Source organism: Streptomyces avidinii, from assembly GCF_045161815.1.
GTDB lineage: Bacteria > Actinomycetota > Actinomycetes > Streptomycetales > Streptomycetaceae > Streptomyces > Streptomyces avidinii.
The window spans coordinates 3,828,329-3,854,222 of sequence record NZ_CP108863.1 but is presented as its reverse complement, the minus strand read 5'-3'; the positions used below and the strand labels follow the sequence as shown (position 1 = coordinate 3,854,222).

Below are 25,894 nucleotides of genomic sequence, written 5' to 3'. Positions count from 1 at the left end.
ACTGAGAAATGGGTATCCGCAAGTACAAGCCGACGACCCCGGGCCGTCGTGGCTCCAGCGTCGCCGACTTTGTCGAGATCACGCGGTCCACGCCGGAGAAGTCGCTGGTTCGCCCCCTGCACAGCAAGGGCGGCCGTAACAACACCGGTCGGATCACCGTTCGCCACCAGGGTGGTGGACACAAGCGCGCCTACCGCGTGATCGACTTCCGTCGTCACGACAAGGACGGCGTGCCGGCCAAGGTCGCGCACATCGAGTACGACCCCAACCGCACTGCGCGCATCGCGCTCCTGCACTACGCGGACGGCGAGAAGCGCTACATCATCGCGCCGAAGGCTCTGAAGCAGGGCGACCGGATTGAGAACGGCCCCACGGCCGACATCAAGCCCGGTAACAACCTGGCCCTCCGCAACATCCCGGTCGGTACCACGATCCACGCGATCGAGCTCCGTCCCGGTGGTGGCGCCAAGTTCGCCCGTTCCGCGGGTGCCTCCGTGCAGCTGCTGGCGAAGGAGGGCACGATGGCCCACCTTCGTATGCCTTCCGGTGAGATCCGCCTGGTCGACGCGCGCTGCCGCGCCACCGTCGGCGAGGTCGGCAACGCCGAGCAGTCGAACATCAACTGGGGCAAGGCCGGCCGCATGCGCTGGAAGGGCGTTCGCCCGTCCGTCCGCGGTGTCGCGATGAACCCGGTTGACCACCCGCACGGTGGTGGTGAGGGCAAGACCAGTGGTGGTCGCCACCCGGTCTCCCCGTGGGGTCAGAAGGAGGGTCGTACTCGCTCGCCGAAGAAGGCTTCGAGCAAGTACATCGTCCGCCGCCGCAAGACGAACAAGAAGCGCTAGGAGCGGGTTTAGATGCCGCGCAGTCTCAAGAAGGGGCCCTTCGTCGACGACCACCTCGTAAAGAAGGTGGACGTCCAGAACGAAGCCGGCACCAAGAACGTCATCAAGACCTGGTCCCGTCGCTCGATGATCATCCCCAGCATGCTGGGTCACACCATCGCGGTGCACAACGGCAAGACCCACGTCCCGGTGTTCGTCACCGAGTCGATGGTCGGCCACAAGCTCGGCGAGTTCTCGCCGACTCGCACCTTCCGCGGCCACGTCAAGGACGACCGGAAGTCGAAGCGCCGCTAAAGGCGGGGTGGTTATGACTATGACTTACACCGAAGGGACAACCATGGAAGCCAGGGCCCAGGCGCGGTACATCCGCGTCACGCCCATGAAGGCCCGCCGAGTGGTGGACCTTATCCGTGGCATGGATGCCACGGAGGCTCAGGCGGTCCTGCGTTTCGCCCCGCAGGCCGCGAGCGTGCCGGTTGGCAAGGTGCTTGACAGCGCCATCGCCAACGCCGCACACAACTACAACCACCCGGACGCCTCCACGCTGGTCATCAGCGAGGCGTACGTGGACGAGGGCCCGACCCTGAAGCGGTTCCGTCCGCGTGCGCAGGGCCGTGCCTACCGGATCCGCAAGCGGACCAGCCACATCACCGTGGTCGTCAGCAGCAAGGAAGGTTCCCGGTAATGGGCCAGAAGGTAAACCCGCACGGGTTCCGGCTCGGCATCACCACCGACTTCAAGTCGCGTTGGTACGCCGACAAGCTGTACAAGGACTACGTCAAGGAAGACGTCGCCATCCGTCGGATGATGACGTCCGGCATGGAGCGCGCCGGCATCTCGAAGGTTGAGATCGAGCGCACCCGTGACCGCGTGCGTGTGGACATCCACACCGCTCGTCCGGGCATCGTCATCGGCCGCCGTGGCGCCGAGGCCGACCGCATCCGCGGTGACCTCGAGAAGCTCACGGGCAAGCAGGTCCAGCTGAACATCCTCGAGGTCAAGAACCCCGAGCTGGATGCACAGCTGGTTGCCCAGGCCGTTGCCGAGCAGCTCTCCTCCCGCGTCTCCTTCCGTCGCGCCATGCGTAAGAGCATGCAGGGCACGATGAAGGCCGGCGCCAAGGGCATCAAGATCCAGTGTGGCGGTCGTCTCGGCGGCGCCGAGATGTCCCGCTCCGAGTTCTACCGCGAGGGTCGTGTGCCGCTGCACACGCTGCGCGCGAACGTGGACTACGGCTTCTTCGAGGCCAAGACCACCTTCGGCCGTATCGGTGTGAAGGTCTGGATCTACAAGGGCGACGTCAAGAACATCGCCGAGGTTCGCGCCGAGAACGCTGCAGCCCGTGCGGGTAACCGCCCGGCCCGCGGCGCGCAGGGCGCTGGCGATCGTCCCGCCGGCCGTGGTGGCCGTGGTGGCGAGCGCGGCGGCCGTGGTGGCCGCAAGCCGCAGCAGGCTGCTGGTGCCGAGGCCCCCAAGGCCGACGCTCCCGCCGCCGCTCCGGCCGAGAGCACCGGAACGGAGGCCTGACCGACATGCTGATCCCTCGTAGGGTCAAGCACCGCAAGCAGCACCACCCGAAGCGCAGCGGTATGGCCAAGGGCGGTACTGAGGTCACGTTCGGCGAGTACGGCATCCAGGCGCTGACCCCGGCTTACGTGACGAACCGCCAGATCGAGGCGGCTCGTATTGCGATGACCCGCCACATCAAGCGTGGCGGCAAGGTCTGGATCAACATCTACCCGGACCGCCCGCTGACGAAGAAGCCGGCCGAAACCCGCATGGGTTCCGGTAAGGGTTCTCCCGAGTGGTGGATCGCCAACGTGCACCCGGGTCGGGTCATGTTCGAGCTGTCCTACCCGAACGAGAAGATTGCTCGTGAGGCGCTCACCCGCGCTGCTCACAAGCTTCCGATGAAGTGCCGGATTGTTCGGCGCGAGGCAGGTGAGTCGTGATGGCGACGGGAACCAAGGCGTCCGAGCTGCGTGAGCTCGGCAACGAGGAGCTCGTTGGCAAGCTGCGCGAGGCCAAGGAGGAGCTGTTCAAGCTCCGCTTCCAGGCGGCCACGGGCCAGCTGGAGAACAACGGCCGGCTCAAGTCCGTCCGTAAGGACATCGCTCGCATCTACACCCTGATGCACGAGCGTGAGCTCGGTATCGAGACGGTGGAGAGCGCCTGATGAGCGAGAAGAACGTGACTGAGACGAACGAGCGCGGTTTCCGCAAGACCCGTGAGGGTCTGGTCGTCAGCGACAAGATGGACAAGACCGTCGTCGTCGCCGTCGAGGACCGCGTGAAGCACGCGCTGTACGGCAAGGTCATCCGCCGTACGAACAAGCTCAAGGCGCACGACGAGCAGAACGCTGCCGGCGTCGGCGACCGCGTCCTCATCATGGAGACGCGTCCGCTGTCGGCGAGCAAGCGCTGGCGCATCGTCGAGATCCTCGAGAAGGCCAAGTAATTATCTGAGGGGTCTCCCTCAGATTCGTTCCGCCAGGCTCGGTGGGGGCGACGCTCTCCGGAGTGAAGCCCCCGCCGGGAACCGGCAGACAAACAGGAGATACACGTGATCCAGCAGGAGTCGCGACTGCGTATCGCCGACAACACTGGTGCAAAGGAGATCCTTTGCATCCGTGTTCTCGGTGGTTCCGGTCGCCGCTACGCGGGCATCGGTGACGTCATCGTCGCCACCGTCAAGGACGCGATCCCCGGTGGCAACGTGAAGAAGGGTGACGTCGTCAAGGCAGTCATCGTTCGCACCGTCAAGGAGCGTCGCCGCCAGGACGGCTCGTACATCCGCTTCGACGAGAACGCCGCCGTCATTCTGAAGAACGACGGCGACCCTCGCGGCACCCGTATCTTCGGCCCGGTGGGCCGTGAGCTGCGCGAGAAGAAGTTCATGAAGATCATCTCGCTCGCGCCGGAGGTGCTGTAAGCATGAAGATCAAGAAGGGCGACCTGGTTCAGGTCATCACCGGTAAGGACAAGGGCAAGCAGGGCAAGGTCATCGTCGCCTTCCCCGCCGACAACCGCGTCCTCGTCGAGGGTGTCAACCGGGTCAAGAAGCACACCAAGGCTGCGCAGAACCAGGCCGGTGGCATTGTGATCACCGAGGCCCCGGTCCACGTCAGCAACGTTCAGCTGGTTGTGGAGAAGGACGGCAAGAAGGTCGTCACCCGCGTCGGCTACCGCTTCGACGACGAGGGCAACAAGATCCGCGTTGCCAAGCGGACGGGTGAGGACATCTGATGGCTACCACTCCGCGTCTCAAGACGAAGTACCGCGAGGACATCGCGGGCAAGCTGCGTGAAGAGTTCTCCTACGAGAACGTCATGCAGATTCCCGGCCTCGTGAAGATCGTGGTCAACATGGGTGTGGGCGACGCCGCCCGCGACTCCAAGCTGATCGACGGCGCCATCAAGGACCTGACGACGATCACCGGTCAGAAGCCGGCCGTCACGAAGGCCCGCAAGTCCATCGCGCAGTTCAAGCTGCGCGAGGGTCAGCCGATCGGCTGCCACGTCACCCTCCGTGGTGACCGCATGTGGGAGTTCCTGGACCGTACGCTGTCGCTCGCGCTGCCGCGTATCCGTGACTTCCGTGGTCTGTCGCCGAAGCAGTTCGACGGCCGTGGTAACTACACCTTCGGTCTCACGGAGCAGGTCATGTTCCACGAGATCGACCAGGACAAGATCGACCGTACCCGGGGTATGGACATCACCGTGGTCACCACGGCGACCAACGACGACGAGGGCCGTGCCCTCCTTCGTCACCTCGGCTTCCCCTTCAAGGAGGCGTAAGCGAGATGGCGAAGAAGGCTCTCATCGCGAAGGCTGCCCGTAAGCCCAAGTTCGGTGTGCGTGCGTACACCCGCTGCCAGCGCTGCGGTCGCCCCCACTCCGTGTACCGCAAGTTCGGCCTGTGCCGCGTGTGCCTTCGTGAGATGGCTCACCGTGGCGAGCTGCCGGGCGTGACCAAGAGCTCCTGGTAATTCCCTTCCGTCCGTAAGGACTTGGGAAGTACCAGAGACTCTCGGTAAGCATCTGGTCGGTGGGTGCCCAGCACCGCATGCCGTAGGCTTGTGGGGTTGGGCGTCCACCGCCCTATCGACTTACTACGCCGTAGGTCCCCGCACCGCACCCGTCCCGCCACTGAGTGGGGAGAGGGATGGCGCATACAGGAAACCCCGGCGAGAGAGGCCGAAGGCCACTTCATGACCATGACTGACCCGATCGCAGACATGCTGACCCGTCTGCGTAACGCTAACTCGGCGTACCACGACTCCGTCGTGATGCCGCACAGCAAGATCAAGTCGCACATCGCAGAGATCCTCAAGCAGGAGGGTTTCATCACCGGCTGGAAGGTCGAGGACGCCGAGGTCGGCAAGAACCTCGTCCTCGAGCTGAAGTTCGGGCCGAACCGTGAGCGCTCCATCGCGGGCATCAAGCGGATCTCGAAGCCCGGTCTGCGCGTGTACGCGAAGTCCACCAACCTGCCGAAGGTGCTCGGCGGCCTGGGCGTGGCGATCATCTCCACGTCCCACGGTCTGCTCACCGGCCAGCAGGCAGGCAAGAAGGGCGTAGGTGGGGAAGTCCTCGCCTACGTCTGGTAGTCGGGAACGGAGGAAAAGCAATGTCGCGAATCGGCAAGCTCCCCATCCAGGTTCCCGCCGGTGTGGACGTCACCATCGATGGCAGCACGGTCGCGGTTAAGGGCCCCAAGGGTTCCCTTTCCCACACCGTCAAGGCTCCCATCGCCGTTGTGAAGGGCGAGGACGGCGTTCTGAACGTCACCCGTCCGAACGACGAGCGTCAGAACAAGGCCCTGCACGGCCTGTCCCGCACGCTGGTGGCGAACATGATCACCGGTGTGACCACGGGATACGTCAAGGCTCTCGAGATCAGCGGTGTCGGTTACCGTGTCCTGGCGAAGGGCTCCAACCTGGAGTTCCAGCTGGGTTACAGCCACCCGATCCTGGTGGAGGCGCCCGAGGGCATCTCCTTCAAGGTCGAGTCGCCGACCAAGTTCTCGGTCGAGGGCATCGACAAGCAGAAGGTCGGCGAGGTCGCCGCCAACATCCGCAAGCTGCGGAAGCCCGACCCGTACAAGGCCAAGGGTGTCAAGTACGCCGGCGAAGTCATCCGCCGCAAGGTCGGAAAGGCTGGTAAGTAGCCATGGCATACGGTGTGAAGATCGCCAAGGGTGACGCGTACAAGCGCGCTGCCAAGGCTCGCCGCCACATCCGCATTCGCAAGAACGTGTCGGGTACGGCGGAGCGTCCGCGCCTCGTCGTGACGCGTTCCAACCGCAACATCGTTGCTCAGGTCATCGACGACCTCCAGGGTCACACCCTGGCGTCCGCGTCGACCCTGGACACCTCGATCCGCGGTGGCGAAGGCGACAAGAGCGCCCAGGCCCAGGCCGTCGGCGCGCTCGTCGCCGAGCGTGCCAAGGCTGCGGGTGTCGAGACCGTCGTGTTCGACCGCGGTGGCAACCGATACGCCGGGCGCATTGCCGCTCTGGCTGACGCCGCCCGCGAAGCCGGGCTGAAGTTCTAAGCCCCGGTTCCGGGACTCACGGACGTAACAGAGAGAGGTAATCCAATGGCTGGACCCCAGCGCCGCGGAAGCGGTGCCGGTGGCGGCGAGCGGCGGGACCGGAAGGGTCGCGACGGTGGCCCTGCCGCCGAGAAGACCGCTTACGTTGAGCGCGTTGTCGCGATCAACCGCGTCGCCAAGGTTGTCAAGGGTGGTCGCCGCTTCAGCTTCACCGCGCTGGTCGTGGTGGGCGACGGTGACGGCACTGTAGGTGTCGGTTACGGCAAGGCCAAGGAAGTTCCCGCGGCCATCGCCAAGGGTGTCGAGGAAGCCAAGAAGTCCTTCTTCAAGGTTCCGCGCATCCAGGGCACGATCCCTCACCCGATCACGGGCGAGCGTGCCGCGGGCGTCGTGCTCCTGAAGCCGGCTTCCCCCGGTACCGGTGTTATCGCCGGTGGCCCGGTGCGCGCCGTTCTGGAGTGCGCCGGCGTTCACGACATCCTGTCGAAGTCGCTCGGTTCGTCGAACGCGATCAACATCGTGCACGCGACCGTCGCAGCGCTCAAGGGCCTGCAGCGTCCCGAGGAGATCGCGGCTCGCCGTGGTCTGCCCCTCGAGGACGTCGCCCCCGCGGCTCTGCTTCGTGCACGTGCTGGGGCGGGTGCGTAATGGCTCGCCTCAAGATCACGCAGACGAAGTCGTACATCGGCAGCAAGCAGAACCACCGCGACACTCTGCGTTCGCTCGGGCTCAAGCGCCTGAACGACGTGGTCGTCAAGGAGGACCGCCCCGAGTTCCGCGGAATGGTGCAGACCGTCCGCCACCTCGTGACGGTTGAGGAGGTTGACTAACATGGCTGAGAACAGCCCGCTGAAGGCCCACAACCTCCGTCCCGCCCCCGGCGCCAAGACCGCGAAGACCCGTGTCGGTCGTGGTGAGGCGTCGAAGGGTAAGACGGCCGGTCGTGGTACGAAGGGCCAGAAGGCCCGTTACCAGATCCCGCAGCGCTTCGAGGGTGGGCAGATGCCCCTCCACATGCGCCTGCCGAAGCTCAAGGGCTTCAAGAACCCGTTCCGCACCGAGTTCCAGGTCGTGAACCTGGACAAGCTCGGCGCTCTCTACCCCGAGGGTGGAGAAGTCACGGTGGCCGACCTGGTCGCCAAGGGCGCGGTTCGCAAGAACAGCCTCGTCAAGGTCCTGGGCCAGGGCGAGATCTCCGTGGCGCTGCAGGTTTCGGTTGACGCCGTCTCCGCCTCCGCCAAGGAGAAGATTGCCGCTGCCGGCGGCACCGTCACCGAGCTCGTCTAAGACGATTTCAGTGGCTGAATAGCTCGAAACCCGACCGGGGATGCCTCACATATGGGGCATCCCCGGTCGGTCGTTCCACGGAAGGCACACTCGCCGGTAAGGTGGCGTGCACCTTTGCTTTGTCGTATACGTCGATCCCTCAGACCGTCACCTCTGACGCAGTAGCGCGGGGGTCGCAGGAGGCACCGTGCTCACCGCGTTCGCCCGGGCGTTCAAGACGCCCGACCTGCGCAAGAAGCTGCTCTTCACGCTCGGCATCATCGTGCTGTTCCGGCTCGGGTCCCATATCCCGGTACCCGGCGTGAGCTACAAGAACGTTCAGATCTGTGTCGAACAGGCGGGCAGCAGCAATGGGCTGTTCGGTCTGGTCAACATGTTCAGCGGCGGTGCGCTGCTGCAGATCACGATCTTCGCGCTCGGCATCATGCCCTACATCACGGCGAGCATCATTCTGCAGCTGCTGACCGTGGTCATCCCGAAGCTGGAGACCCTCAAAAAAGAGGGACAGTCCGGCACGGCGAAGATCACTCAGTACACGCGCTATCTGACGGTCGCGCTCGCGATCCTGCAGGGCACGGGCCTCGTCGCCACGGCCCGCACCGGTGCCCTGTTCCAGGGCTGCCAGGTCGCCAGCCAGATCGTCCCCGACCGGTCGATCTTCACCACGGTCGTCATGGTGGTCACCATGACCGCCGGTACCTGCGTCGTCATGTGGCTCGGTGAGCTCATCACCGACCGCGGCATCGGCAACGGCATGTCGATCCTCATGTTCATCTCGATCGCCGCCGGCTTCATCGGCGCGCTGTGGCAGATCAAGCTCCAGGGCAAGATCGCCGACGGCTGGGTCGAGTTCGGCGTCGTCATGCTCGTCGGCCTCGCGATGGTCGGCCTGGTGGTCTTCGTCGAGCAGGCGCAGCGCCGGATCCCGGTCCAGTACGCGAAGCGCATGATCGGCCGCCGTGCGTACGGCGGTACGTCGACCTACATCCCGCTCAAGGTGAACCAGGCGGGCATCATCCCCGTCATCTTCGCCTCGTCGCTGCTCTACATCCCGGCGCTGGTCGTGCAGTTCAGCGGTTCCACCGCGGGCTGGGCCACCTGGATCCAGAAGCACTTCGTCAAGGGCGACCACCCGTACTACATCGCGGTGTACTTCCTCCTGATCGTCTTCTTCGCGTTCTTCTACGTGGCGATCTCGTTCAACCCCGAGGAAGTTGCAGACAACATGAAGAAGTATGGTGGGTTCATCCCGGGCATCCGCGCCGGTCGACCCACCGCCGAGTACCTCAGCTACGTACTCAACCGGATCACCTGGCCGGGGTCGCTGTACCTGGGTCTCATCGCTCTTGTGCCGACGATGGCGTTGGCCGGCTTCGGAGCGAACCAGAACTTCCCGTTCGGCGGGACGAGCATCCTGATCATCGTGGGTGTGGGTCTGGAAACCGTGAAGCAGATCGAGAGCCAGCTCCAGCAGCGTAATTACGAAGGGTTCCTCCGCTGATGCGAATCGTCCTCGTTGGACCGCCCGGTGCGGGCAAGGGAACGCAGGCCGCGTTCCTTGCCAAGAACCTGTCGATTCCGCACATCTCCACGGGCGACCTGTTCCGGGCCAACATCAGCCAGGGCACCGAGCTGGGCAAGCAGGCGAAGGCGTTCATGGACGCCGGCGACCTGGTCCCCGACGAGGTGACCATCGGGATGGCGAAGGACCGTATGGAGCAGTCGGACGCCGTGAACGGCTTCCTGCTCGACGGCTTCCCGCGCAACGTCTCCCAGGCCGAGGCCCTCGACGTGATGCTCCAGGCCGAGGGCATGAAGCTCGACGCCGTCCTCGACCTGGAGGTCGAGGAGGACGAGGTCGTCAAGCGGATCGCCGGCCGGCGGATCTGCCGCAACGACTCCTCGCACGTCTTCCACGTGACGTACGCCCCGGCGAAGACCGCGGGCGTCTGCGACACCTGTGGCGGCGAGCTCTACCAGCGCGGTGACGACTCCGAGGCCACGGTCCGCAACCGGCTGGAGGTCTACCACACGCAGACCGAGCCGATCATCGACTACTACAAGGCCCAGGGCCTGCTGGTGACCATCCCGGCCCTCGGTGAGGTCGCGGACGTCACGAAGCGCGCGATGGACGCCCTCAAGAAGTAGTAGCCCTTTGTTGTGCAGGTACGGCCGCGGTGTCCCCAGGACATCGCGGCCGTACTGTTGAGAAGACCCGAACAGCGCAGATCCGAAGGTGGAAGGCATTTCCCATGGTCCAGATCAAGACCCCCGAGCAGATCGCGAAGATGCGCGAGGCAGGGCTGGTCGTCGCCGCGATCCACGCTGCGACCCGTGAGGCGGCCGTACCGGGCGCCACGACGCGGGATCTGGACATGGTGGCCCGCAAGGTCATCGCGGACGCCGGTGCCAAGTCGAACTTCCTCGGCTACGGCGGCTTCCCCGCGACGATCTGCACCTCGGTGAACGAGGTCGTCGTCCACGGCATCCCGGACGACAAGACCGTCCTCAAGGACGGCGACATCATCTCGATCGACGCCGGTGCGATCGTGGACGGCTGGCACGGCGACGCCGCCTACACGGCCTTCGTCGGCACGGGGCACGCCCCTGAGCTCGTGGAGCTGTCCCGGGTGACCGAGGAGTCCATGTGGGCCGGTATCGCCGCCATGAAGCTCGGCAACCGCCTCGTGGACATCTCGAAGGCGATCGAGACGTACATCAAGCGCCAGCCCCGCCCCACCACCGGTGAGCACAGCCTCGGCAAGTTCGGGATCATCGAGGACTACGGCGGCCACGGCATCGGGTCCGAGATGCACATGGACCCGCACCTGCTGAACTACGTCTCGCGCAAGCGGGGCAAGGGGATCAAGCTCGTTCCGGGCGTCTGCCTGGCGATCGAGCCGATGGTCTCCCTGGGAACCGCCCAGACGGAGGTCCTTTCGGACGACTGGACGGTCATCACGACGGACGGCACCTGGTCCTCGCACTGGGAGCACTCCATCGCGCTGACGGAGGCGGGGCCCATCGTCCTGACCAGCCCGGACTGCGGCAAGGCGAAGCTGGCGGAGTACGGAGTCACCACGGCTCCGGACCCCCTCGGTTAATGATCTAGACTCTGGGGCAAACTTTCCGGATTCGTCTTTCCGGGTGCCCTGTCGTAGACTGACTCGTCGGCTCTCGTGCACTCCCATGCCTGCATGGCGCACGAGGCCGATCAAGGTAGCCGATTCGAAAGGCGAAGCGTGGCCAAGAAGCAAGGTGCCATCGAAATCGAGGGCACCGTGATCGAGTCCCTCCCGAACGCGATGTTCAAGGTGGAACTCCAGAACGGTCACAAGGTCCTCGCGCACATCAGCGGCAAGATGCGCATGCACTACATCCGCATCCTCCCTGATGACCGGGTCGTCGTGGAGCTGTCTCCGTACGACCTCACGCGTGGCCGGATCGTCTACCGATACAAGTAGATCTTGCTCTCACTCCTGCCTGGGCGTCTTGTCCCGGTGCGGGTGGTGGCACTGACCCGGAGAACCTCACCAACATGAAGGTCAAGCCGAGCGTCAAGAAGATCTGCGACAAGTGCAAGGTGATCCGCCGTCACGGTCGGGTCATGGTCATCTGCGACAACCTGCGCCACAAGCAGCGCCAGGGCTGACGCACGCCGACCGACCTGCCTTTCGCAGTTCTTCGCGCGACGTAAGAAAACGTACATACGCAGAATCCGCCCAGCCCTGAGAAGGGCCGGCGGCACCTCCGGCGGGGGCCGGGGACCCGGACGTACCACCACCCATCAGGTGTGGTCGGCGGTCGGGGTTGATTCTGCTGAAGACCCCCGAACACACAGGAGCCATTGAATGGCACGCGTTTCCGGTGTTGACATCCCGCGCGAAAAGCGCGTGGAGATCGCACTTACCTACGTCTTCGGTGTCGGTCGCACCCGGTCCAAGGAGATCCTTGCGGCCACCGGTGTGAACCCGAACACCCGCGTTCGTGACCTGGCCGAAGAGGACCTCGTCAAGATCCGCGAGTACGTGGACGCCAACCTCCGCACCGAGGGTGACCTCCGCCGCGAGATCCAGGGCGACATCCGCCGCAAGATCGAGATCCAGTGCTACCAGGGTATCCGCCACCGTCGCGGCCTCCCGGTGCACGGCCAGCGCACCAGCACGAACGCGCGTACCCGCAAGGGCCCGCGTCGCGCGATCGCCGGTAAGAAGAAGCCGGGCAAGAAGTAGTCCTGTTCAGCGGTCTTGCGCTGTAGGACCGACCACCTCCCGTAGGAGATTTAGATGCCCCCCAAGGGTCGTCAGGGCGCTGCCAAGAAGGTGCGCCGCAAGGAAAAGAAGAACGTCGCTCACGGGCACGCCCACATCAAGAGCACGTTCAACAACACCATCGTTTCGATCACCGACCCCTCGGGCAACGTGATCTCCTGGGCCTCCGCCGGCCACGTCGGCTTCAAGGGCTCGCGCAAGTCCACCCCCTTCGCCGCGCAGATGGCCGCCGAGTCGGCCGCCCGCCGCGCGCAGGAGCACGGCATGCGCAAGGTTGACGTCTTCGTCAAGGGTCCGGGCTCCGGCCGCGAGACCGCGATCCGCTCCCTCCAGGCCACCGGCCTCGAGGTCGGCTCGATCCAGGACGTCACCCCCACCCCGCACAACGGCTGCCGCCCGCCGAAGCGCCGCCGCGTCTGACGCAGCGGACGCACCTGTGCGTCTTTGAGTGTCCGGGCGGTACGAACCCCTCGCGGGGGACGTACCGCCCGTACCCTTGTAGTCCGCAGCCCCGTGCTGCACTCCGTCGGGCGTCAAATAGTGGGCGTCCACGAATGAAGGAACACAGACATGCTTATCGCTCAGCGTCCTTCGCTGACCGAAGAGGTCGTCGACGAGTACCGCTCGCGGTTCGTGATCGAGCCGCTGGAGCCGGGCTTCGGTTACACCCTCGGCAACTCCCTGCGCCGTACGCTCCTGTCGTCCATCCCGGGTGCCGCTGTCACCAGCATCCGCGTGGACGGTGTCCTGCACGAGTTCACCACCGTGCCGGGCGTCAAGGAAGACGTCACCGACATCATCCTCAACATCAAGCAGCTGGTCGTCTCCTCGGAGCACGACGAGCCGGTCGTGATGTACCTGCGCAAGCAGGGCCCCGGCCTGGTCACCGCTGCTGACATCGCGCCCCCGGCCGGTGTCGAGGTGCACAACCCGGACCTGGTCCTCGCCACGCTCAACGGCAAGGGCAAGCTGGAGATGGAGCTGACCGTCGAGCGCGGTCGCGGCTACGTCTCCGCCGTCCAGAACAAGCAGCTGGGCCAGGAGATCGGTCGCATCCCGATCGACTCCATCTACAGCCCGGTCCTCAAGGTCACCTACAAGGTCGAGGCGACCCGAGTCGAGCAGCGCACCGACTTCGACAAGCTGATCGTCGACGTCGAGACCAAGCAGGCCATGCGCCCGCGTGACGCCATGGCGTCCGCCGGTAAGACCCTGGTCGAGCTGTTCGGTCTGGCCCGCGAGCTCAACATCGACGCCGAGGGCATCGACATGGGCCCGTCGCCGACGGACGCCGCCCTGGCCGCCGACCTGGCGCTGCCGATCGAGGAGCTCGAGCTCACCGTTCGGTCGTACAACTGCCTCAAGCGCGAGGGCATCCACTCCGTGGGTGAGCTCGTCGCCCGCTCCGAGGCCGACCTGCTCGACATCCGCAACTTCGGTGCGAAGTCGATCGACGAGGTCAAGGCGAAGCTGGCCGGCATGGGCCTGGCCCTCAAGGACAGCCCGCCCGGATTCGACCCGACCGCCGCCGCCGACGCCTTCGGCGCCGACGACGACGCGGACGCCGGTTTCGTCGAGACCGAGCAGTACTAGAAAAGCTTGTGGGGGGCTCACGCCCCCACACCCCCCTCTCGCGACCGCTTGAGGGAACTGACTCCGGTACCTGACACGGCCGGTGCAGATTTGAAGGAGTAACAATGCCGCGTCCCGCAAAGGGTGCCCGTCTGGGCGGCTCCGCCGCGCACGAGAAGCACCTTCTCGCGAACCTCGCGAAGGCGCTCTTCGAGCACGGCCGCATCACCACCACCGAGGCCAAGGCCCGCCGCCTGCGTCCCTACGCCGAGCGTCTGGTCACCAAGGCCAAGAAGGGCGACATCCACAACCGTCGCCTGGTGCTGCAGACGATCACGGACAAGAGCATCGTGCACACGCTGTTCACCGAGATCGCCCCGCGCTACGAGAACCGCCCCGGTGGTTACACGCGCATCACCAAGATCGGCAACCGTCGTGGCGACAACGCCCCGATGGCCGTGATCGAGCTGGTCGAGGCCCTTACGGTCGCCCAGCAGGCCACCGGTGAGGCCGAGGCCGCCACCAAGCGCGCGGTCAAGGAGGCGGAGGCTGTCGAGACCCCCGCCGAGGAGACCAAGGAGGCCTGATCCCCCGGGATCATGCTTGCTTGAACGGCTCTGAACGGGCCCGCCCCCTTCCGGGGCGGGCCCGTTCTGCGTATGGGTGATTCTGAGAGGATCGGTCACGTGAGTGACGAGGTGGAGCCCGGGCACGTCCGGGTGCGGCTGGACCTGAGCTACGACGGCAAGGACTTCTCCGGCTGGGCGAAGCAGCGCGTGCTGCGGACCGTCCAGGGCGAGCTGGAGTCGGCCCTGCAGACCGTGATGCGGCTGTCCGAGCCGGTCGAGCTGACCGTGGCCGGGCGGACCGACGCGGGGGTGCACGCCCGCGGTCAGGTCGCGCAGTTCGACCTCGCCGAGGAGGTGTGGGCCGAGCACCACGACAAGCTGCTGCGGCGCCTCGCGGGCCGCCTGCCCCACGACGTACGGGTGTGGAAGGTCGCAGAGGCCCCCGAGGGCTTCAACGCGCGCTTCTCGGCCATCTGGCGCCGCTACGCGTACCGCGTCGGCGACCACCAGGGCGGCGTCGACCCGCTGCGCCGCGGGCACGTGCTGTGGCACCAGTGGCCGCTCGACGTCGACGCCATGAACGAGGCCGCCGCCCCGCTGCTCGGCGAGCACGATTTCGCCGCGTACTGCAAGAAGCGCGAGGGCGCCACGACCATCCGTACGCTCCAGCAGCTCGGCTGGGAGCGCGCGGAGGACGGGATCATCACCGCGACCGTCCGCGCCGACGCCTTCTGCCACAACATGGTCCGCTCGCTGGTCGGCGCCCTGCTGCACGTCGGGGACGGGCACCGGCCCACCGACTGGCCCGGCAAGGTGCTGGCGGCCGGCGTACGGGACTCCTCGGTGCACGTGGTCAAGCCGCACGGGCTGACCCTGGAGGAGGTCGGCTACCCGGCGGACGAGCTGCTGGCCGCCCGCAGCAAGGAAGCGCGCAACATGCGAACCCTGCCGGGCGCGGGCTGCTGCTAATCCGTTTGGGCGGATCGGGGCCCGGCCTGGACAATGCGCGGCATGGGACATCTCGAAGCCAGCCACCTGGAGTACTACCTTCCCGACGGGCGGGTCCTGCTCCCCGACGTCTCCTTCCGGGTCGGTGAGGGGTCGGTGGCGGCCCTGGTGGGGGCGAACGGCGCCGGCAAGACCACCCTGCTCAAGCTGATCTCCGGAGAGCTCCAGCCGCACGGCGGCGGGGTCACCATCAGCGGTGGGCTCGGCGTGATGTCGCAGTTCGTGGGCTCCGTACGCGACGAGACGACCGTACGGGACCTGCTGGTCTCCGTGGCCCAGCCGCGGATCCGGCAGGCCGCGAAGGCCGTGGACCACGCCGAGCAGCTGATCCTGACGGTCGACGACGAGGCCGCGCAGATGGCTTACGCCCAGGCGCTCAGCGACTGGGCCGACGTGCAGGGCTATGAGGCGGAGACCCTGTGGGACGTCTGCACCATGGCCGCGCTGGCCATCCCGTACGACTCGGCGCAGTTCCGCGAGGTGCGCACGCTGTCGGGCGGTGAGCAGAAGCGGCTCGTGCTGGAGGCGCTGCTGCGCGGGCCCGACGAGGTGCTGCTCCTCGACGAGCCGGACAACTACCTCGACGTCCCGGGCAAGCGCTGGCTGGAGGAGCAGCTGAAGGCCACCCGCAAGACGGTGCTCTTCGTCAGCCACGACCGGGAACTGCTCACCCAGGCGGCGGAGAAGATCATCAGCCTGGAGGCGAGCCCGACGGGCAGCGACGTGTGGGTGCACGGCGCCGGCTTCGCGACGTACCACGAGGCCCGCAAGGAGCGCTTCGCGCGCTTCGAGGAGCTCAAGCGGCGCTGGGACGAGGAGCACGCCCGCCTGAAGGCCCTGGTGCTGCGGCTGCGCAATCAGGCCGCCTCCAGCCCCGACATGGCCTCGCGCTACCGGGCGATGCAGACCCGCTTCCAGAAGTTCGAGGAGGCCGGCCCGCCGCCGGAGCCGCCGCGCGAGCAGGACATCAAGATGCGGCTCAAGGGCGGCCGGACCGGCGTGCGGGCGCTGACCGTGGAGAACCTGGAGCTCACGGGGCTGATGAAGCCGTTCTCCCTGGAGGTCTTCTACGGGGAGCGGGTCGCGGTGCTCGGCTCGAACGGCTCGGGCAAGTCGCACTTCCTGCGGCTGCTGGCGGGCGAGGACGTCAAGCACGCGGGCACCTGGAAGCTGGGCGCACGGGTGGTTCCCGGCCATTTCGCGCAGACGCACGCGCACCCGGAGCTGTTCGGCCGCACCCTCGTCGACATCCTGTGGACGGAGGCGGCCAAGCCCCTGGGCCAGGCGATGGGGGCCCTGCGCCGCTACGAGCTGGAGCGCCAGGGCGAGCAGCCCTTCGAGAAGCTCTCGGGCGGCCAGCAGGCACGTTTCCAGATCCTGCTGCTGGAGCTGGCGGGCACCACGGCGCTGCTGCTCGACGAGCCCACGGACAACCTGGACCTGGAGTCCGCGGAAGCGCTCCAGGACGGCCTGGAGTCCTACGACGGCACTGTGCTGTGCGTCACGCACGACCGGTGGTTCTCGCGCACATTTGACCGTTACCTGGTCTTCGGTTCGGACGGTGTTGTGCGGGAGACTCAGGAACCCGTCTGGGACGAACGTAGAGTCGAACGCAAGCGCTAGGGGGAGACCGTCGCCCCCTCTGTGGAGTGAGGGGCAGGCGTCGTGGGGCTGCGGCCGAGCATCTGGCTGATGAAGTGGGAGAACCAGACGTCCGGGAACCGGCTGGTCGACTGGCTGATGCGGCCGGCCTCCCGGTTCTGGCAGTTCGCCTCGCTCGCGGTGCTTCTCGGGATCGCGGTCTCCACGAGCCTGCGGGAGAACTGGGGCTCCGACAACGCCTTCGTGGTCAAGGCCGCCGAGACGCTGCTGGCCGGCGGGTCCCCGTACGAGGACAAGCGGTTCCTCTACCTGCCCAGTGCCGTGATCATGGCGGTTCCGGAGGCCCTGCTGCCGCAGACGGTGCTGCGGTGGGTGCTGCCGGTCGGGATGTCGGGGCTGCTGGGCATCGGCTGGCTGGCCGCGCTGCGGCTGTTCTCGGTGCCGCTGCGCTCGCGGTTCGCGGTGTGCGGTCTCGGGGTCTTCGCCCTGGTCTACAAGCCGTACGTGAACCTCGTGCTGATCGGCAACTGGACGGCCATCTCGGCGGCCGCGCTGCCGGTGGCCCTGCTGCTCGCGCACCGGCGTTCGTGGGGTGCGGCCGGGCTGGTGATCGGGCTGGCGATCGCCTGCAAGCCGATGCTGGTGCCGATCGGGCTGCTGTTCCTGCTGGCCCGGCAGTGGCGGGGGCTGGCCGTGGCCGTGCTGGTACCGCTGGGGGTCTCGCTCGCCGGCGCGCTGATGATGCCGAGCCCGTCGCTGTTCTTCACCAAGACGCTGCCGTTCCTGCTGCAGGGGCAGGACTCGTACGCCCTGCCGTGGGACGCCTCGCCGATCGCCGTGCTGCCGCGGCTGGGGGTCCCGGAGCCGGTGGCGGTGGCGCTGGCCTTCGCGGGGGCCGGAGCCGGGCTGTGGGGCGCCTGGCGGCGCTGGCGGCGGCCGGACGAGTCCGACCAGGGGCAGCTGCGGCTGGTGGAGACGGCCTGCATGGTGATGCTCGCCGCATTCCTGGTCTCCCGTCCCTCCTTCGACCACTACCTCCTGGTGGTGCTGCCGCTGCTGCTGGCCTCGGGGGTGCGGCCGGGCTCGATGCCCCGCTCGCCCTGGTTCTGGCTGGCCCTGACGCCCCAGGTGGTGCTGATCCCGTGGCCGTCGGAGCTGGCCCACAAACGGCGCGCCTTCAAGGACTGCGCCGCCCTGTGCGGGCTCGCGATGGTGCTCGTGCGTCGTGCGCTGCGCTCCGGGCGGGTTACTCTTGGGCACGTAACAACTGCGGGGTCCCCACCCAGGACCGAACCGGAGTGCGCCGCGACGCCAGCAGAATCGGCAGCGCGGACCGCGTTTTGACCCGTACGGGTCTGCTTGGGTATCCTGCTGGTTTGTTATGCGTATTGGCTTTCTCATTCTCACGTGAAAGGCCTTGCGCCGGTCCACCGGACCGATGACCAGCAGTTCACACGGGTTGCGTCCCCGATGTGAACGAGGGCTGTCGTGATCGTCCGTGGTGACCCTGTCAGGACCTTCCCGTGGGGCTTGCGCCCTTGGGATACCACCACTGAAGAAGCGAAGGCATACGCGTGCGTACGTTCAGCCCCAAGCCCGGCGACATCTCGCGCCAGTGGCTCGTCATCGACGCCCAGGACGTTGTCCTCGGCCGTCTGGCGACCCAGGCCGCTGCCCTCCTGCGGGGTAAGCACAAGCCGACTTACGCCCCCCACATGGACATGGGCGACTTCGTCATCATCGTCAACGCCGACAAGGTTCACCTGTCCGGCAACAAGGCGTCGCAGAAGATGGCGTACCGCCACTCCGGCTACCCGGGCGGTCTCCGCTCGGTGCGCTACGACGACCTCCTGGCGAACAACCCGGAGAAGGCCGTCGAGAAGGCCATCAAGGGCATGCTCCCCAAGAACACCCTGGGCCGTCAGATGCTCTCGAAGCTGAAGGTCTACTCGGGCGACCAGCACCCCCACGCTGCCCAGCAGCCGGTGCCGTTCGAGATCACCCAGGTCGCGCAGTAGTTCCGGCCACCCCCTAAGACGTAGAAAATTCTGAGGAGCATCGTGGCCGAGACCACCGCCGAGACGACCGTCGAAGAGTTCGAGGGCAACGTCGAGGAGTACACCAGCGAGTCTGAGGTCGCCGTCGAGGGCGACTACACCTCCGAGTCCCTTGCCGGTCGCTTCGGCGACCCCCAGCCGGCCGCCGGCCTGGGCCGTCGCAAGAACGCCATCGCCCGCGTCCGGATCGTTCCGGGCACCGGCAAGTGGAAGATCAACGGTCGCACCCTTGAGGACTACTTCCCCAACAAGGTGCACCAGCAGGAAGTCAACGAGCCCTTCAAGCTCCTCGAGCTCGACGGCCGTTACGACGTCATCGCCCGCATCGCGGGTGGCGGCGTGTCCGGCCAGGCCGGCGCCCTGCGCCTCGGCGTGGCCCGTGCGCTGAACGAGGCGGACGTGGACAACAACCGCCCGGCGCTGAAGAAGGCCGGCTTCCTTTCCCGCGACGACCGTGCGGTCGAGCGCAAGAAGGCCGGTCTCAAGAAGGCCCGTAAGGCTCCGCAGTACAGCAAGCGTTAATCTGCGCCTGCTGTTCTGCAACGAAACCGCCCCGGCAGCACTCTCTGTGCTGTCGGGGCGGTTCGTTTACCGCCACAAGCGGCAAATACCTGTCACAAGCGGTCATACGCGAAGCGGAAACTCGGGAGGACAACAGTGGGACGACTCTTCGGGACGGACGGTGTACGCGGCGTTGCCAACGCGGATCTGACGGCGGAGCTCGCGCTCGGCCTCTCCGTGGCGGCAGCCCACGTACTCGCCGAGGCGGGCACCTTCGAGGGCCACCGGGCGACCGCCGTGGTCGGCCGGGATCCCCGTGCCTCCGGCGAATTCCTGGAGGCCGCTGTTGTGGCGGGCCTCGCGAGCGCGGGCGTGGACGTCCTGCGCGTCGGTGTGCTGCCCACCCCGGCGGTGGCGTATCTCACCGGTGCGCTGGGCGCCGACCTCGGCGTGATGCTCTCCGCCAGCCACAACGCCATGCCCGACAACGGCATCAAGTTCTTCGCGCGCGGCGGCCACAAGCTCGCCGACGAGCTGGAGGACCGCATCGAGTCGACCTACGAGCAGCACCGCACCGGCGCCCCCTGGGACCGGCCCACCGGCTCCGGCGTCGGCCGCGTCTCCGACTACACCGAGGGCTTCGACAAGTACGTCGCCCACCTCATCGGGGTTCTCCCCAACCGCCTCGACGGCCTGAAGGTCGTCCTCGACGAGGCGCACGGCGCGGCCGCGTACGTCTCGCCCGAGGCCTTCACCCGCGCCGGCGCGGAGATCATCACGATCGGTGCCGAGCCCGACGGCCTCAACATCAACGACGGTTGCGGCTCCACCCACCTCGGCCTGCTCAAGGCCGCCGTGGTCGAGCACGGCGCCGACCTCGGCATCGCGCACGACGGCGACGCGGACCGCTGCCTGGCCGTGGACGGCACCGGCGCGGAGGTCGACGGCGACCAGATCCTCGCGGTGCTGGCACTGGCCATGCGCGAGGCCGGCCAGCTGCGCGAGAACACCGTGGTCGGCACCGTGATGTCCAACCTGGGCTTCAAGCTGGCCATGGAGTCCGAGGGCATCCAGGTCGTGCAGACCGGGGTCGGCGACCGGTACGTGCTGGAGTCGATGAAGGAGCACGGGTACGCGCTCGGCGGCGAGCAGTCCGGCCACGTGATCATCCTCGACCACGCGACGACCGGCGACGGCACGCTGACCGGCCTGCTGCTGGCGGCGCGCGTCGCGGCCACCGGCAAGTCCCTCGCCGAGCTGGCGGGCGTCATGCAGCGACTGCCGCAGGTGCTGATCAACGTTCCCGACGTGGACAGGTCCCGCGTGACCACCTCCGCCGAGCTCGCCGCGGCGGTGGCCGACGCCGAGCGCGAGCTGGGCACCACCGGGCGGGTGCTGCTGCGTCCGTCCGGTACGGAGCCGCTCGTACGCGTGATGGTCGAGGCCGCGGACATCGAGCAGGCCCGCTCGGTCGCCGGCCGGCTCGCGGACGTCGTGAAGTCCGCTCTGGGCTAGGCGTTCTAGAGGCCGCTGCCCGGCCTGCGTGGCGCACCCGGTTTCCGGATCATCCGGCTCTCCTGGGTGCGCCACAGCAGTTTCCAGGCCATGAGGGTGAGCGTCCCGGCGAGGATGATGCCGCCCAGGTTCAGGGCCAGCTGAACGCCCGATCCCCACATCTGTGCGAAGTCGCCGTAACTGAGCGCCACGGCGGCGTTGGCACCCGCCGGGACGGTGGTGACGGAGATCGCCACGCCCACCAGCGCACCGGCCTTCGCCGAGGTCAGCGACAGCATTCCGGCCACACCGGCGAGCAGCGCCACCACGAAGGAGAACGGGTCGGGCTGCCAGATGAAGCTGGTGTTCGGCCGGGGGTTCTCGAGCATCCCCTCCTGGAACAGGCCGAACGCGGTCATCACCAGGCTGAAGACGGTCGTCGCCGCGATCGCCACCGTGAAGCCGATCACCAGGGCGACGAGCGAGCGCCCGGCGAGCCTGGGTCGGCGCTGCACCAGGCCGGTGCAGATGCCGGCGAGCGGGCCGAACTCCGGGCCCACCGCCATGGCGCCCACGATCAGGATCGCGTTGTCCAGGACCACACCGCAGGCCGCGATCATCGTCGCGATGATCATGAATGCGGCGTAGGTGATCGTGAGGGTGGACTCCTCGTGCGTCGATTCGGCGAGCTGCTCCCAGACCACCGCGTCGGCGGCCTCGCCGGGGGCCTCCTCCTCGGCGTCGTCGGCGCGCCTGGAGATCGACAGGTCGATGTTCTCGACGGCGATCGAACCGCTCTGGTCGATGCCGAGCGCCCGCATCTCCTGGAGCAGTTCGTCCGCGGCCTCGCGGGCGACGTCGCACAGGACGAGGTCGCCCTCGGGGTCGCGGGCGGCGCCGGTCAGCACCACCAGATGGGTGGTCCCGACCGTCCGGTCGATCAGCGTCACGACCTGCTCGGTGAGGTGGTGCGGGGTGATCATCCGCAGATGCAGCATGCCCGCACCCTAGCCACTGGGGGCTGCGAGGCGTTCTGCCGACCGGCAGGAAATCCCCTAGAGCTTGCGGAGACTCAGCTTCTGCACCTTGTGGTCCGGCCCCTTGCGGACGACGAGGGTGGCCCGGCCGCGGGTGGGCGCCACGTTCTCCAGCAGGTTGGGCCGGTTGATCGTCCGCCACATCGTCTGCGCGTACTCCATCGCCTCCTCCTCGGAGACCTGGGTGTACTTGCGGAAGTAGGAGAAGGGGTTCTGGAAGGCGGTCGCGCGCAGCTTCCGGAAGCGGCCCAGGTACCAGCGCTCGATGTCCTCGGGGCGCGCGTCCACGTACACGCTGAAGTCGAAGTAGTCGGCGAGGGCGACGCGGGTGCGGCCGTCGGTGCCGGGCAGGGCCGGCTGGAGCACGTTGAGGCCCTCGACGATGAGGATGTCCGGGCGGCGGACGACGAGCTCCTCGCCGGGGACGATGTCGTAGATCAGGTGCGAGTAGACCGGGGCCCGCACCTCGTCCTTGCCGGCCTTGATGTCGGCGACGAAGCGGGTGAGCGCGCGCCGGTCGTAGGACTCCGGGAACCCCTTGCGGGAGGTGAGCCCGCGCCGCTGGAGCTCCTTCATCGGATACAGGAACCCGTCGGTGGTCACCAGCTCCACGCGCGGGTGCTCGGGCCAGCGGGCGAGCAGGGCCTGGAGCAGGCGGGCCACGGTGGACTTGCCCACGGCGACCGAACCGGCGACGCCTATGACGAAGGGGGTGCCCTGCTGGGCGCCGTGCCCGTTGCCCGCGTCGCCGAGGAAGGTGTTGAGGGTGCCGCGGAGGTTGCTGGTGGCACCCACGTAGAGGTTCAGGAGCCGGGAGAGCGGCAGGTAGACGTCGCGGACCTCGTCGAGGTCGATGACGTCGCCGAGGCCGCGCAGCCGCTCCACCTCGTCGGCGGTCAGCGGCAGCGGGGTCCGCTCCCGCAGGGCGCTCCACTCGGCGCGGGTGAGGTCGACGTACGGCGAGGCGTCGGGGCCGCGGCGGTGTGCGGGGCGCGTGGGGTGCCCGTCCCGCCCGGTGCGCTCCGTTGCGTCGTCCGGCGTGTTGCTTCGTGGCGGCGAAGTGATCACAACGCCATTGTCGGGGCTCCGGGCCGGTTGTGGGTGGTGTGGTCGGTCACGTGTGCAACGGCAGGGGCGGCTGTCGGTCGGGGCGCGGCCGGAACCGGGAGGGTTGCACGCCGGGTGGTTTCGATTGGAAATTCTTGGTGTATCGCCCGGGTCACGATTGGCCGTGATCGCGGCCCGGGGCGCCCTGGTGATCCACCGCCCCGTACATTGTTGATCATCGCAGTCATCTCCACGCCCCGCTCCGAGGGGCGCGGTCAGGGCTGCCCTGTCGCTGTCTTTTCCATGGGGGAGTTTCTCGTGCGCAACGCTCTTGTCCGTCGTACCGTCCTGGCCGCCTCCGCGGTGTCCCTGGCCCTGCTGGCCACCGCCTGCGGCTCCGACAAGGCCGACACCAAGGCGGACGCCAAGCCGTCCGAGGCCGCCGCGTCGTCGGCTGCCCCGGCCGCCAAGGCGAAGACGAACGCCGAGCTGGCCGGTGTGATCGTGGTCCAGGCCGACCTGCCGACCCACGTGGTCAAGGCGCCCACCGACGCCGAGACCGCCGCCGTGGTCGGCGCCAAGAGCGACAAGCCGGAGTGCCAGCCGCTGGTCTCGGCGCAGTCGATGAACCCGGTGGGCACCGCCGCGGGCACGGCCGGCACCAGGGCCGTCACCAAGGGCAAGGAGCCCGCCGCCGACGCCAGCCCCGAGGAGAAGCTCAAGGCCGGGCTGGACGCCCTGGGCGGCACCACCACCTCGGTCTACCTCGCCTCGTACGAGGGCAAGGGCGCCGCGGAGGCCTTCGCCTCCGTCAGGACGGCGGGCACGGCCTGCGCCGGCGGCTACACCGGCAGCCAGGCGGGCGACTCCCTCAAGATCACGAAGGTGGCTCCGGGTGCCGCCGTCACCGCGGGCGACGAGGCCGTCGCGTACACCGTGACGGGTGACGCGGACGGCGAGACGATGACCATGGAGCTCGTGGTCGTGCGCAAGGGCAACACCCTGGCGACCTTCTCGGCCCTGAGCCTCACCGGTGTCGCGGAGCAGCCGAAGGCCGTCGTCGACGCCCAGGTGAAGAAGCTCGGCTGACCCCGGCCCGACGAGCCGTCAACCCCGCTCCGGCGTATTCGCCGGGGCGGGTTTTTCGTCTTGTTCGGCTACGGGGCAGACGGCCGACCACGGCGTACGCTGCGCCGTATGTGCGGAATTGTGGGTTACGTGGGAGCGCAGTCGGCGCTCGATGTGGTCATTGCCGGACTCAAGCGGCTGGAGTACCGCGGCTACGACTCGGCCGGGGTCGCCGTGCTCGCGGACGGCAGCCTGGCAGCCGCCAAGAAGGCCGGGAAGCTCGTCAATCTGGAGAAGGAGCTGGTCGGGCACCCGCTGCCGGCCGGCTCCACGGGACTGGGGCACACCCGGTGGGCGACCCACGGCGGGCCCACCGACGCCAATGCCCACCCGCACCTCGACAACTCGGGACGCGTGGCCGTCGTGCACAACGGCATCATCGAGAACTTCGCCGCGCTGCGGACCGAACTGGCCGAGCGCGGCCACCGGCTGGAGTCCGAGACGGACACCGAGGTCGTGGCGCACCTGCTGGCGGAGCAGTTCTCGGCCACCGGCGACCTCGCGGAGGCCATGCGGCAGGTGTGCCGGCGCCTGGACGGTGCGTTCACGCTGGTCGCCGTGCACGCCGACGAGCCGGACGTGGTGGTCGGCGCGCGCCGGAACTCGCCCTTGGTGGTGGGCGTCGGAGAGGGCGAGAACTTCCTCGCCTCGGACGTGGCCGCCTTCATCGCCCACACCCGCTCCGCGATCGAGCTGGGCCAGGACCAGGTCGTCGAGCTGCGCCGCGAGGGGGTCACGGTGACCAACTTCGACGGTACGGCCGCGACCGTGCGGGCGTACCACGTGGACTGGGACGCCTCCGCGGCCGAGAAGGGGGGCTACGACTACTTCATGCTCAAGGAGATCGCGGAGCAGCCGAAGGCCGTCGCCGACACCCTCCTGGGCAGGATCGACGCGAGCGGCTCCCTCACCCTGGACGAGGTGCGCATCCCCGTCTCGGTGCTCCGCGAGGTCGACAAGGTCGTGATCGTGGCGTGCGGCACGGCGTACCACGCGGGCATGATCGCGAAGCTGGCCATCGAGCACTGGACCCGCATCCCGTGCGAGACGGAACTGGCGAGCGAGTTCCGCTACCGCGACCCGATCCTGGACCAGCGGACGCTGGTGGTCGCGATCTCGCAGTCCGGCGAGACCATGGACACCCTGATGGCGCTGCGGCACGCGCGCGAACAGGGCGCCAGGGTGCTGGCCATCTGCAACACGAACGGATCGACGATCCCGCGTGAATCGGACGCCGTGCTCTACACGCACGCCGGTCCCGAGGTGGCCGTCGCCTCGACCAAGGCCTTCCTGACCCAACTGGTGGCCTGCTACCTGGTCGCGCTGTACCTCGGCCAGGTCCGGGGCACCAAGTGGGGCGACGAGATCGAGGCCGTGATCCGGGAGCTGTCGGACATCGCCGCGGCGGTCGACACCGTACTGGAGACGATGGAGCCGGTACGGCAGCTCGCGCGCTCCCTCGCGGACAAGAACACCGTGCTCTTCCTCGGGCGCCACGTCGGCTATCCGGTGGCGCTGGAGGGCGCGCTCAAGCTCAAGGAGCTGGCGTACATGCACGCCGAGGGCTTCGCGGCGGGCGAGCTCAAGCACGGGCCGATCGCGCTCATCGAGAAGGACCTGCCGGTGGTGGTCGTCGTCCCGTCGCCGCGAGGCCGGTCGGTGCTCCACGACAAGATCGTGTCGAACATCCAGGAGATCAGGGCCCGCGGGGCGCGGACCATCGTGATCGCCGAGGAGGGCGACGAGGCGGTCGTCCCGTACGCCGACCACCTGATCCGGATCCCGGCGACGCCGACGCTGCTCCAGCCGCTCGTGGCGACCGTCCCGCTGCAGGTGTTCGCGTGCGAGCTGGCGACGGCGCGCGGCAACGAGGTGGACCAGCCGCGTAACCTCGCCAAGTCGGTGACCGTGGAGTAGCGGAG

At 67.6% G+C, this 25,894-nt stretch carries 36 protein-coding genes; 34 read left to right on the top strand and 2 right to left on the bottom strand.

What is annotated here, in order from left to right:
* The first annotated feature begins 8 nt into the window (after positions 1-8).
* From rplB to glmM, 32 genes are all read left to right on the top strand, one after another.
* Positions 9-845, top strand: coding sequence for a 50S ribosomal protein L2 (gene rplB, locus OG373_RS16915; protein ID WP_008739715.1), 837 nt, complete (start codon positions 9-11; stop codon positions 843-845).
* Between the two features lie 12 nt (positions 846-857).
* The gene (gene rpsS / locus OG373_RS16910; protein ID WP_008739713.1) at positions 858-1,139 is read left to right on the top strand and encodes a 30S ribosomal protein S19; all 282 of its coding nucleotides are present in this window, start codon (positions 858-860) and stop codon (positions 1,137-1,139) included.
* Between the two features lie 43 nt (positions 1,140-1,182).
* Positions 1,183-1,530, top strand: coding sequence for a 50S ribosomal protein L22 (gene rplV, locus OG373_RS16905; protein ID WP_007265904.1), 348 nt, complete (start codon positions 1,183-1,185; stop codon positions 1,528-1,530).
* The gene (rpsC, locus tag OG373_RS16900; RefSeq protein ID WP_008739710.1) at positions 1,530-2,372 is read left to right on the top strand and encodes a 30S ribosomal protein S3; all 843 of its coding nucleotides are present in this window, start codon (positions 1,530-1,532) and stop codon (positions 2,370-2,372) included. The genes rplV and rpsC overlap by 1 nt, the downstream gene beginning before the upstream one ends.
* Positions 2,373-2,377: 5 nt before the next feature.
* Positions 2,378-2,797 (top strand): 50S ribosomal protein L16, encoded by a 420-nt coding sequence (rplP, locus tag OG373_RS16895; RefSeq protein ID WP_008739704.1) that lies wholly within the window; start codon positions 2,378-2,380, stop codon positions 2,795-2,797.
* Positions 2,797-3,021 (top strand): 50S ribosomal protein L29, encoded by a 225-nt coding sequence (gene rpmC / locus OG373_RS16890; RefSeq protein ID WP_008739703.1) that lies wholly within the window; start codon positions 2,797-2,799, stop codon positions 3,019-3,021. Before rplP ends, rpmC begins: the two co-directional genes overlap by 1 nt.
* Positions 3,021-3,302 carry a 30S ribosomal protein S17 gene (rpsQ, locus tag OG373_RS16885; RefSeq protein ID WP_030026328.1) on the top strand — a complete coding sequence of 94 codons (282 nt, stop codon included), beginning with the start codon at positions 3,021-3,023 and terminating at the stop codon, positions 3,300-3,302. The genes rpmC and rpsQ overlap by 1 nt, the downstream gene beginning before the upstream one ends.
* Before the next feature lie 105 nt (positions 3,303-3,407).
* Positions 3,408-3,776 (top strand): 50S ribosomal protein L14, encoded by a 369-nt coding sequence (rplN, locus tag OG373_RS16880; protein WP_008739701.1) that lies wholly within the window; start codon positions 3,408-3,410, stop codon positions 3,774-3,776.
* Positions 3,777-3,778: 2 nt separating this feature from the next.
* A complete protein-coding gene (gene rplX, locus OG373_RS16875) occupies positions 3,779-4,090 on the top strand; it encodes a 50S ribosomal protein L24 (protein WP_030008468.1) in 312 nt (103 codons plus the stop codon).
* Complete coding sequence (gene rplE, locus OG373_RS16870) at positions 4,090-4,641, top strand: 50S ribosomal protein L5 (RefSeq protein ID WP_030388859.1); 552 nt, start codon at positions 4,090-4,092, stop codon at positions 4,639-4,641. The genes rplX and rplE overlap by 1 nt, the downstream gene beginning before the upstream one ends.
* A gap of 5 nt (positions 4,642-4,646) precedes the next feature.
* Positions 4,647-4,832: a type Z 30S ribosomal protein S14 gene (locus tag OG373_RS16865; protein ID WP_003956452.1), complete on the top strand. Its 186-nt coding sequence runs from the start codon at positions 4,647-4,649 to the stop codon at positions 4,830-4,832.
* A 222-nt stretch (positions 4,833-5,054) separates the two neighbouring features.
* Positions 5,055-5,453: a 30S ribosomal protein S8 gene (rpsH, locus tag OG373_RS16860; RefSeq protein ID WP_008739698.1), complete on the top strand. Its 399-nt coding sequence runs from the start codon at positions 5,055-5,057 to the stop codon at positions 5,451-5,453.
* A gap of 20 nt (positions 5,454-5,473) precedes the next feature.
* Entirely contained in the window at positions 5,474-6,013 is a 540-nt protein-coding gene (gene rplF / locus OG373_RS16855; protein WP_030388858.1) for a 50S ribosomal protein L6, read from the top strand.
* Between the two features lie 2 nt (positions 6,014-6,015).
* Positions 6,016-6,399 carry a 50S ribosomal protein L18 gene (rplR, locus tag OG373_RS16850; protein WP_008739696.1) on the top strand — a complete coding sequence of 128 codons (384 nt, stop codon included), beginning with the start codon at positions 6,016-6,018 and terminating at the stop codon, positions 6,397-6,399.
* 45 nt (positions 6,400-6,444) lie between these two features.
* Positions 6,445-7,047, top strand: coding sequence for a 30S ribosomal protein S5 (gene rpsE / locus OG373_RS16845; protein WP_073912880.1), 603 nt, complete (start codon positions 6,445-6,447; stop codon positions 7,045-7,047).
* Positions 7,047-7,229 carry a 50S ribosomal protein L30 gene (gene rpmD, locus OG373_RS16840; protein WP_053682614.1) on the top strand — a complete coding sequence of 61 codons (183 nt, stop codon included), beginning with the start codon at positions 7,047-7,049 and terminating at the stop codon, positions 7,227-7,229. The genes rpsE and rpmD overlap by 1 nt, the downstream gene beginning before the upstream one ends.
* A 1-nt stretch (position 7,230) precedes the next feature.
* A complete protein-coding gene (gene rplO, locus OG373_RS16835; RefSeq protein WP_030008473.1) occupies positions 7,231-7,686 on the top strand; it encodes a 50S ribosomal protein L15 in 456 nt (151 codons plus the stop codon).
* A 187-nt stretch (positions 7,687-7,873) separates the two neighbouring features.
* Positions 7,874-9,187, top strand: a complete 1,314-nt coding sequence (secY, locus tag OG373_RS16830; RefSeq protein WP_189970611.1) for a preprotein translocase subunit SecY — start codon at positions 7,874-7,876, stop codon at positions 9,185-9,187.
* On the top strand, positions 9,187-9,834 hold the full coding sequence (locus OG373_RS16825; protein ID WP_405439095.1) for an adenylate kinase: 648 nt from the start codon (positions 9,187-9,189) through the stop codon (positions 9,832-9,834). The genes secY and OG373_RS16825 overlap by 1 nt, the downstream gene beginning before the upstream one ends.
* 104 nt (positions 9,835-9,938) lie before the next feature.
* A complete protein-coding gene (map, locus tag OG373_RS16820; RefSeq protein ID WP_030008476.1) occupies positions 9,939-10,790 on the top strand; it encodes a type I methionyl aminopeptidase in 852 nt (283 codons plus the stop codon).
* Between the two features lie 138 nt (positions 10,791-10,928).
* Positions 10,929-11,150 (top strand): translation initiation factor IF-1, encoded by a 222-nt coding sequence (gene infA, locus OG373_RS16815; RefSeq protein WP_003956442.1) that lies wholly within the window; start codon positions 10,929-10,931, stop codon positions 11,148-11,150.
* Positions 11,151-11,224: 74 nt separating this feature from the next.
* Complete coding sequence (gene rpmJ, locus OG373_RS16810; protein WP_003956441.1) at positions 11,225-11,338, top strand: 50S ribosomal protein L36; 114 nt, start codon at positions 11,225-11,227, stop codon at positions 11,336-11,338.
* A 199-nt stretch (positions 11,339-11,537) separates the two neighbouring features.
* On the top strand, positions 11,538-11,918 hold the full coding sequence (rpsM, locus tag OG373_RS16805) for a 30S ribosomal protein S13 (RefSeq protein WP_069921529.1): 381 nt from the start codon (positions 11,538-11,540) through the stop codon (positions 11,916-11,918).
* Positions 11,919-11,972: 54 nt separating this feature from the next.
* Entirely contained in the window at positions 11,973-12,377 is a 405-nt protein-coding gene (gene rpsK, locus OG373_RS16800; RefSeq protein WP_003956432.1) for a 30S ribosomal protein S11, read from the top strand.
* 150 nt (positions 12,378-12,527) lie between these two features.
* The gene (locus OG373_RS16795) at positions 12,528-13,550 is read left to right on the top strand and encodes a DNA-directed RNA polymerase subunit alpha (RefSeq protein ID WP_008739666.1); all 1,023 of its coding nucleotides are present in this window, start codon (positions 12,528-12,530) and stop codon (positions 13,548-13,550) included.
* A 104-nt stretch (positions 13,551-13,654) separates the two neighbouring features.
* Complete coding sequence (gene rplQ, locus OG373_RS16790) at positions 13,655-14,116, top strand: 50S ribosomal protein L17 (RefSeq protein WP_030154710.1); 462 nt, start codon at positions 13,655-13,657, stop codon at positions 14,114-14,116.
* A 99-nt stretch (positions 14,117-14,215) separates the two neighbouring features.
* Positions 14,216-15,067 carry a tRNA pseudouridine(38-40) synthase TruA gene (gene truA / locus OG373_RS16785; protein ID WP_405439094.1) on the top strand — a complete coding sequence of 284 codons (852 nt, stop codon included), beginning with the start codon at positions 14,216-14,218 and terminating at the stop codon, positions 15,065-15,067.
* 33 nt (positions 15,068-15,100) lie between these two features.
* Positions 15,101-16,729: an ABC-F family ATP-binding cassette domain-containing protein gene (locus OG373_RS16780; protein ID WP_405439093.1), complete on the top strand. Its 1,629-nt coding sequence runs from the start codon at positions 15,101-15,103 to the stop codon at positions 16,727-16,729.
* Positions 16,730-16,798: 69 nt separating this feature from the next.
* Positions 16,799-18,052 carry a glycosyltransferase family 87 protein gene (locus OG373_RS16775; protein WP_405439092.1) on the top strand — a complete coding sequence of 418 codons (1,254 nt, stop codon included), beginning with the start codon at positions 16,799-16,801 and terminating at the stop codon, positions 18,050-18,052.
* A gap of 230 nt (positions 18,053-18,282) precedes the next feature.
* Positions 18,283-18,726, top strand: coding sequence for a 50S ribosomal protein L13 (gene rplM / locus OG373_RS16770; protein WP_008739660.1), 444 nt, complete (start codon positions 18,283-18,285; stop codon positions 18,724-18,726).
* 42 nt (positions 18,727-18,768) lie between these two features.
* Positions 18,769-19,287 (top strand): 30S ribosomal protein S9, encoded by a 519-nt coding sequence (gene rpsI, locus OG373_RS16765; RefSeq protein WP_397733166.1) that lies wholly within the window; start codon positions 18,769-18,771, stop codon positions 19,285-19,287.
* Positions 19,288-19,422: 135 nt separating this feature from the next.
* On the top strand, positions 19,423-20,781 hold the full coding sequence (gene glmM / locus OG373_RS16760; protein ID WP_405439091.1) for a phosphoglucosamine mutase: 1,359 nt from the start codon (positions 19,423-19,425) through the stop codon (positions 20,779-20,781).
* A 5-nt stretch (positions 20,782-20,786) separates the two neighbouring features.
* Here glmM and OG373_RS16755 read toward each other — a convergent pair whose 3' ends face one another.
* Complete coding sequence (locus tag OG373_RS16755) at positions 20,787-21,758, bottom strand: DUF389 domain-containing protein (RefSeq protein WP_405439090.1); 972 nt, start codon at positions 21,756-21,758, stop codon at positions 20,787-20,789.
* Positions 21,759-21,815: 57 nt separating this feature from the next.
* Positions 21,816-22,865 carry a type I pantothenate kinase gene (gene coaA / locus OG373_RS16750; protein ID WP_397733161.1) on the bottom strand — a complete coding sequence of 350 codons (1,050 nt, stop codon included), beginning with the start codon at positions 22,863-22,865 and terminating at the stop codon, positions 21,816-21,818.
* A 297-nt stretch (positions 22,866-23,162) separates the two neighbouring features.
* Between coaA and OG373_RS16745 the strand changes: the two genes are divergently transcribed.
* A complete protein-coding gene (locus OG373_RS16745) occupies positions 23,163-23,933 on the top strand; it encodes a hypothetical protein (protein WP_405439089.1) in 771 nt (256 codons plus the stop codon).
* 108 nt (positions 23,934-24,041) lie between these two features.
* Positions 24,042-25,889 carry a glutamine--fructose-6-phosphate transaminase (isomerizing) gene (gene glmS / locus OG373_RS16740; RefSeq protein ID WP_397733157.1) on the top strand — a complete coding sequence of 616 codons (1,848 nt, stop codon included), beginning with the start codon at positions 24,042-24,044 and terminating at the stop codon, positions 25,887-25,889.
* Positions 25,890-25,894: the final 5 nt, after the last annotated feature.

Excerpts from the sequence above, each read along its gene's own strand:
- rplB (WP_008739715.1), top strand. The coding sequence starts at position 9 with ATGGGTATCCGCAAGTACAAGCCGACGACCCCGGGCCGTCGTGGCTCC.
- rpsS (WP_008739713.1), top strand. The coding sequence starts at position 858 with ATGCCGCGCAGTCTCAAGAAGGGGCCCTTCGTCGACGACCACCTCGTA.
- rplV (WP_007265904.1), top strand. The coding sequence starts at position 1,183 with ATGGAAGCCAGGGCCCAGGCGCGGTACATCCGCGTCACGCCCATGAAG.
- rpsC (WP_008739710.1), top strand. The coding sequence starts at position 1,530 with ATGGGCCAGAAGGTAAACCCGCACGGGTTCCGGCTCGGCATCACCACC.
- rplP (WP_008739704.1), top strand. The coding sequence starts at position 2,378 with ATGCTGATCCCTCGTAGGGTCAAGCACCGCAAGCAGCACCACCCGAAG.
- rpmC (WP_008739703.1), top strand. The coding sequence starts at position 2,797 with ATGGCGACGGGAACCAAGGCGTCCGAGCTGCGTGAGCTCGGCAACGAG.
- rpsQ (WP_030026328.1), top strand. The coding sequence starts at position 3,021 with ATGAGCGAGAAGAACGTGACTGAGACGAACGAGCGCGGTTTCCGCAAG.
- rplX (WP_030008468.1), top strand. The coding sequence starts at position 3,779 with ATGAAGATCAAGAAGGGCGACCTGGTTCAGGTCATCACCGGTAAGGAC.
- rplE (WP_030388859.1), top strand. The coding sequence starts at position 4,090 with ATGGCTACCACTCCGCGTCTCAAGACGAAGTACCGCGAGGACATCGCG.
- OG373_RS16865 (WP_003956452.1), top strand. The coding sequence starts at position 4,647 with ATGGCGAAGAAGGCTCTCATCGCGAAGGCTGCCCGTAAGCCCAAGTTC.
- rpsH (WP_008739698.1), top strand. The coding sequence starts at position 5,055 with ATGACCATGACTGACCCGATCGCAGACATGCTGACCCGTCTGCGTAAC.
- rplF (WP_030388858.1), top strand. The coding sequence starts at position 5,474 with ATGTCGCGAATCGGCAAGCTCCCCATCCAGGTTCCCGCCGGTGTGGAC.
- rplR (WP_008739696.1), top strand. The coding sequence starts at position 6,016 with ATGGCATACGGTGTGAAGATCGCCAAGGGTGACGCGTACAAGCGCGCT.
- rpsE (WP_073912880.1), top strand. The coding sequence starts at position 6,445 with ATGGCTGGACCCCAGCGCCGCGGAAGCGGTGCCGGTGGCGGCGAGCGG.
- rpmD (WP_053682614.1), top strand. The coding sequence starts at position 7,047 with ATGGCTCGCCTCAAGATCACGCAGACGAAGTCGTACATCGGCAGCAAG.
- rplO (WP_030008473.1), top strand. The coding sequence starts at position 7,231 with ATGGCTGAGAACAGCCCGCTGAAGGCCCACAACCTCCGTCCCGCCCCC.
- OG373_RS16825 (WP_405439095.1), top strand. The coding sequence starts at position 9,187 with ATGCGAATCGTCCTCGTTGGACCGCCCGGTGCGGGCAAGGGAACGCAG.
- map (WP_030008476.1), top strand. The coding sequence starts at position 9,939 with ATGGTCCAGATCAAGACCCCCGAGCAGATCGCGAAGATGCGCGAGGCA.
- rpmJ (WP_003956441.1), top strand. The coding sequence starts at position 11,225 with ATGAAGGTCAAGCCGAGCGTCAAGAAGATCTGCGACAAGTGCAAGGTG.
- rpsM (WP_069921529.1), top strand. The coding sequence starts at position 11,538 with ATGGCACGCGTTTCCGGTGTTGACATCCCGCGCGAAAAGCGCGTGGAG.
- rpsK (WP_003956432.1), top strand. The coding sequence starts at position 11,973 with ATGCCCCCCAAGGGTCGTCAGGGCGCTGCCAAGAAGGTGCGCCGCAAG.
- OG373_RS16795 (WP_008739666.1), top strand. The coding sequence starts at position 12,528 with ATGCTTATCGCTCAGCGTCCTTCGCTGACCGAAGAGGTCGTCGACGAG.
- rplQ (WP_030154710.1), top strand. The coding sequence starts at position 13,655 with ATGCCGCGTCCCGCAAAGGGTGCCCGTCTGGGCGGCTCCGCCGCGCAC.
- OG373_RS16780 (WP_405439093.1), top strand. The coding sequence starts at position 15,101 with ATGCGCGGCATGGGACATCTCGAAGCCAGCCACCTGGAGTACTACCTT.
- OG373_RS16775 (WP_405439092.1), top strand. The coding sequence starts at position 16,799 with ATGAAGTGGGAGAACCAGACGTCCGGGAACCGGCTGGTCGACTGGCTG.
- OG373_RS16755 (WP_405439090.1), bottom strand. The coding sequence starts at position 21,758 with ATGCTGCATCTGCGGATGATCACCCCGCACCACCTCACCGAGCAGGTC.
- glmS (WP_397733157.1), top strand. The coding sequence starts at position 24,042 with ATGTGCGGAATTGTGGGTTACGTGGGAGCGCAGTCGGCGCTCGATGTG.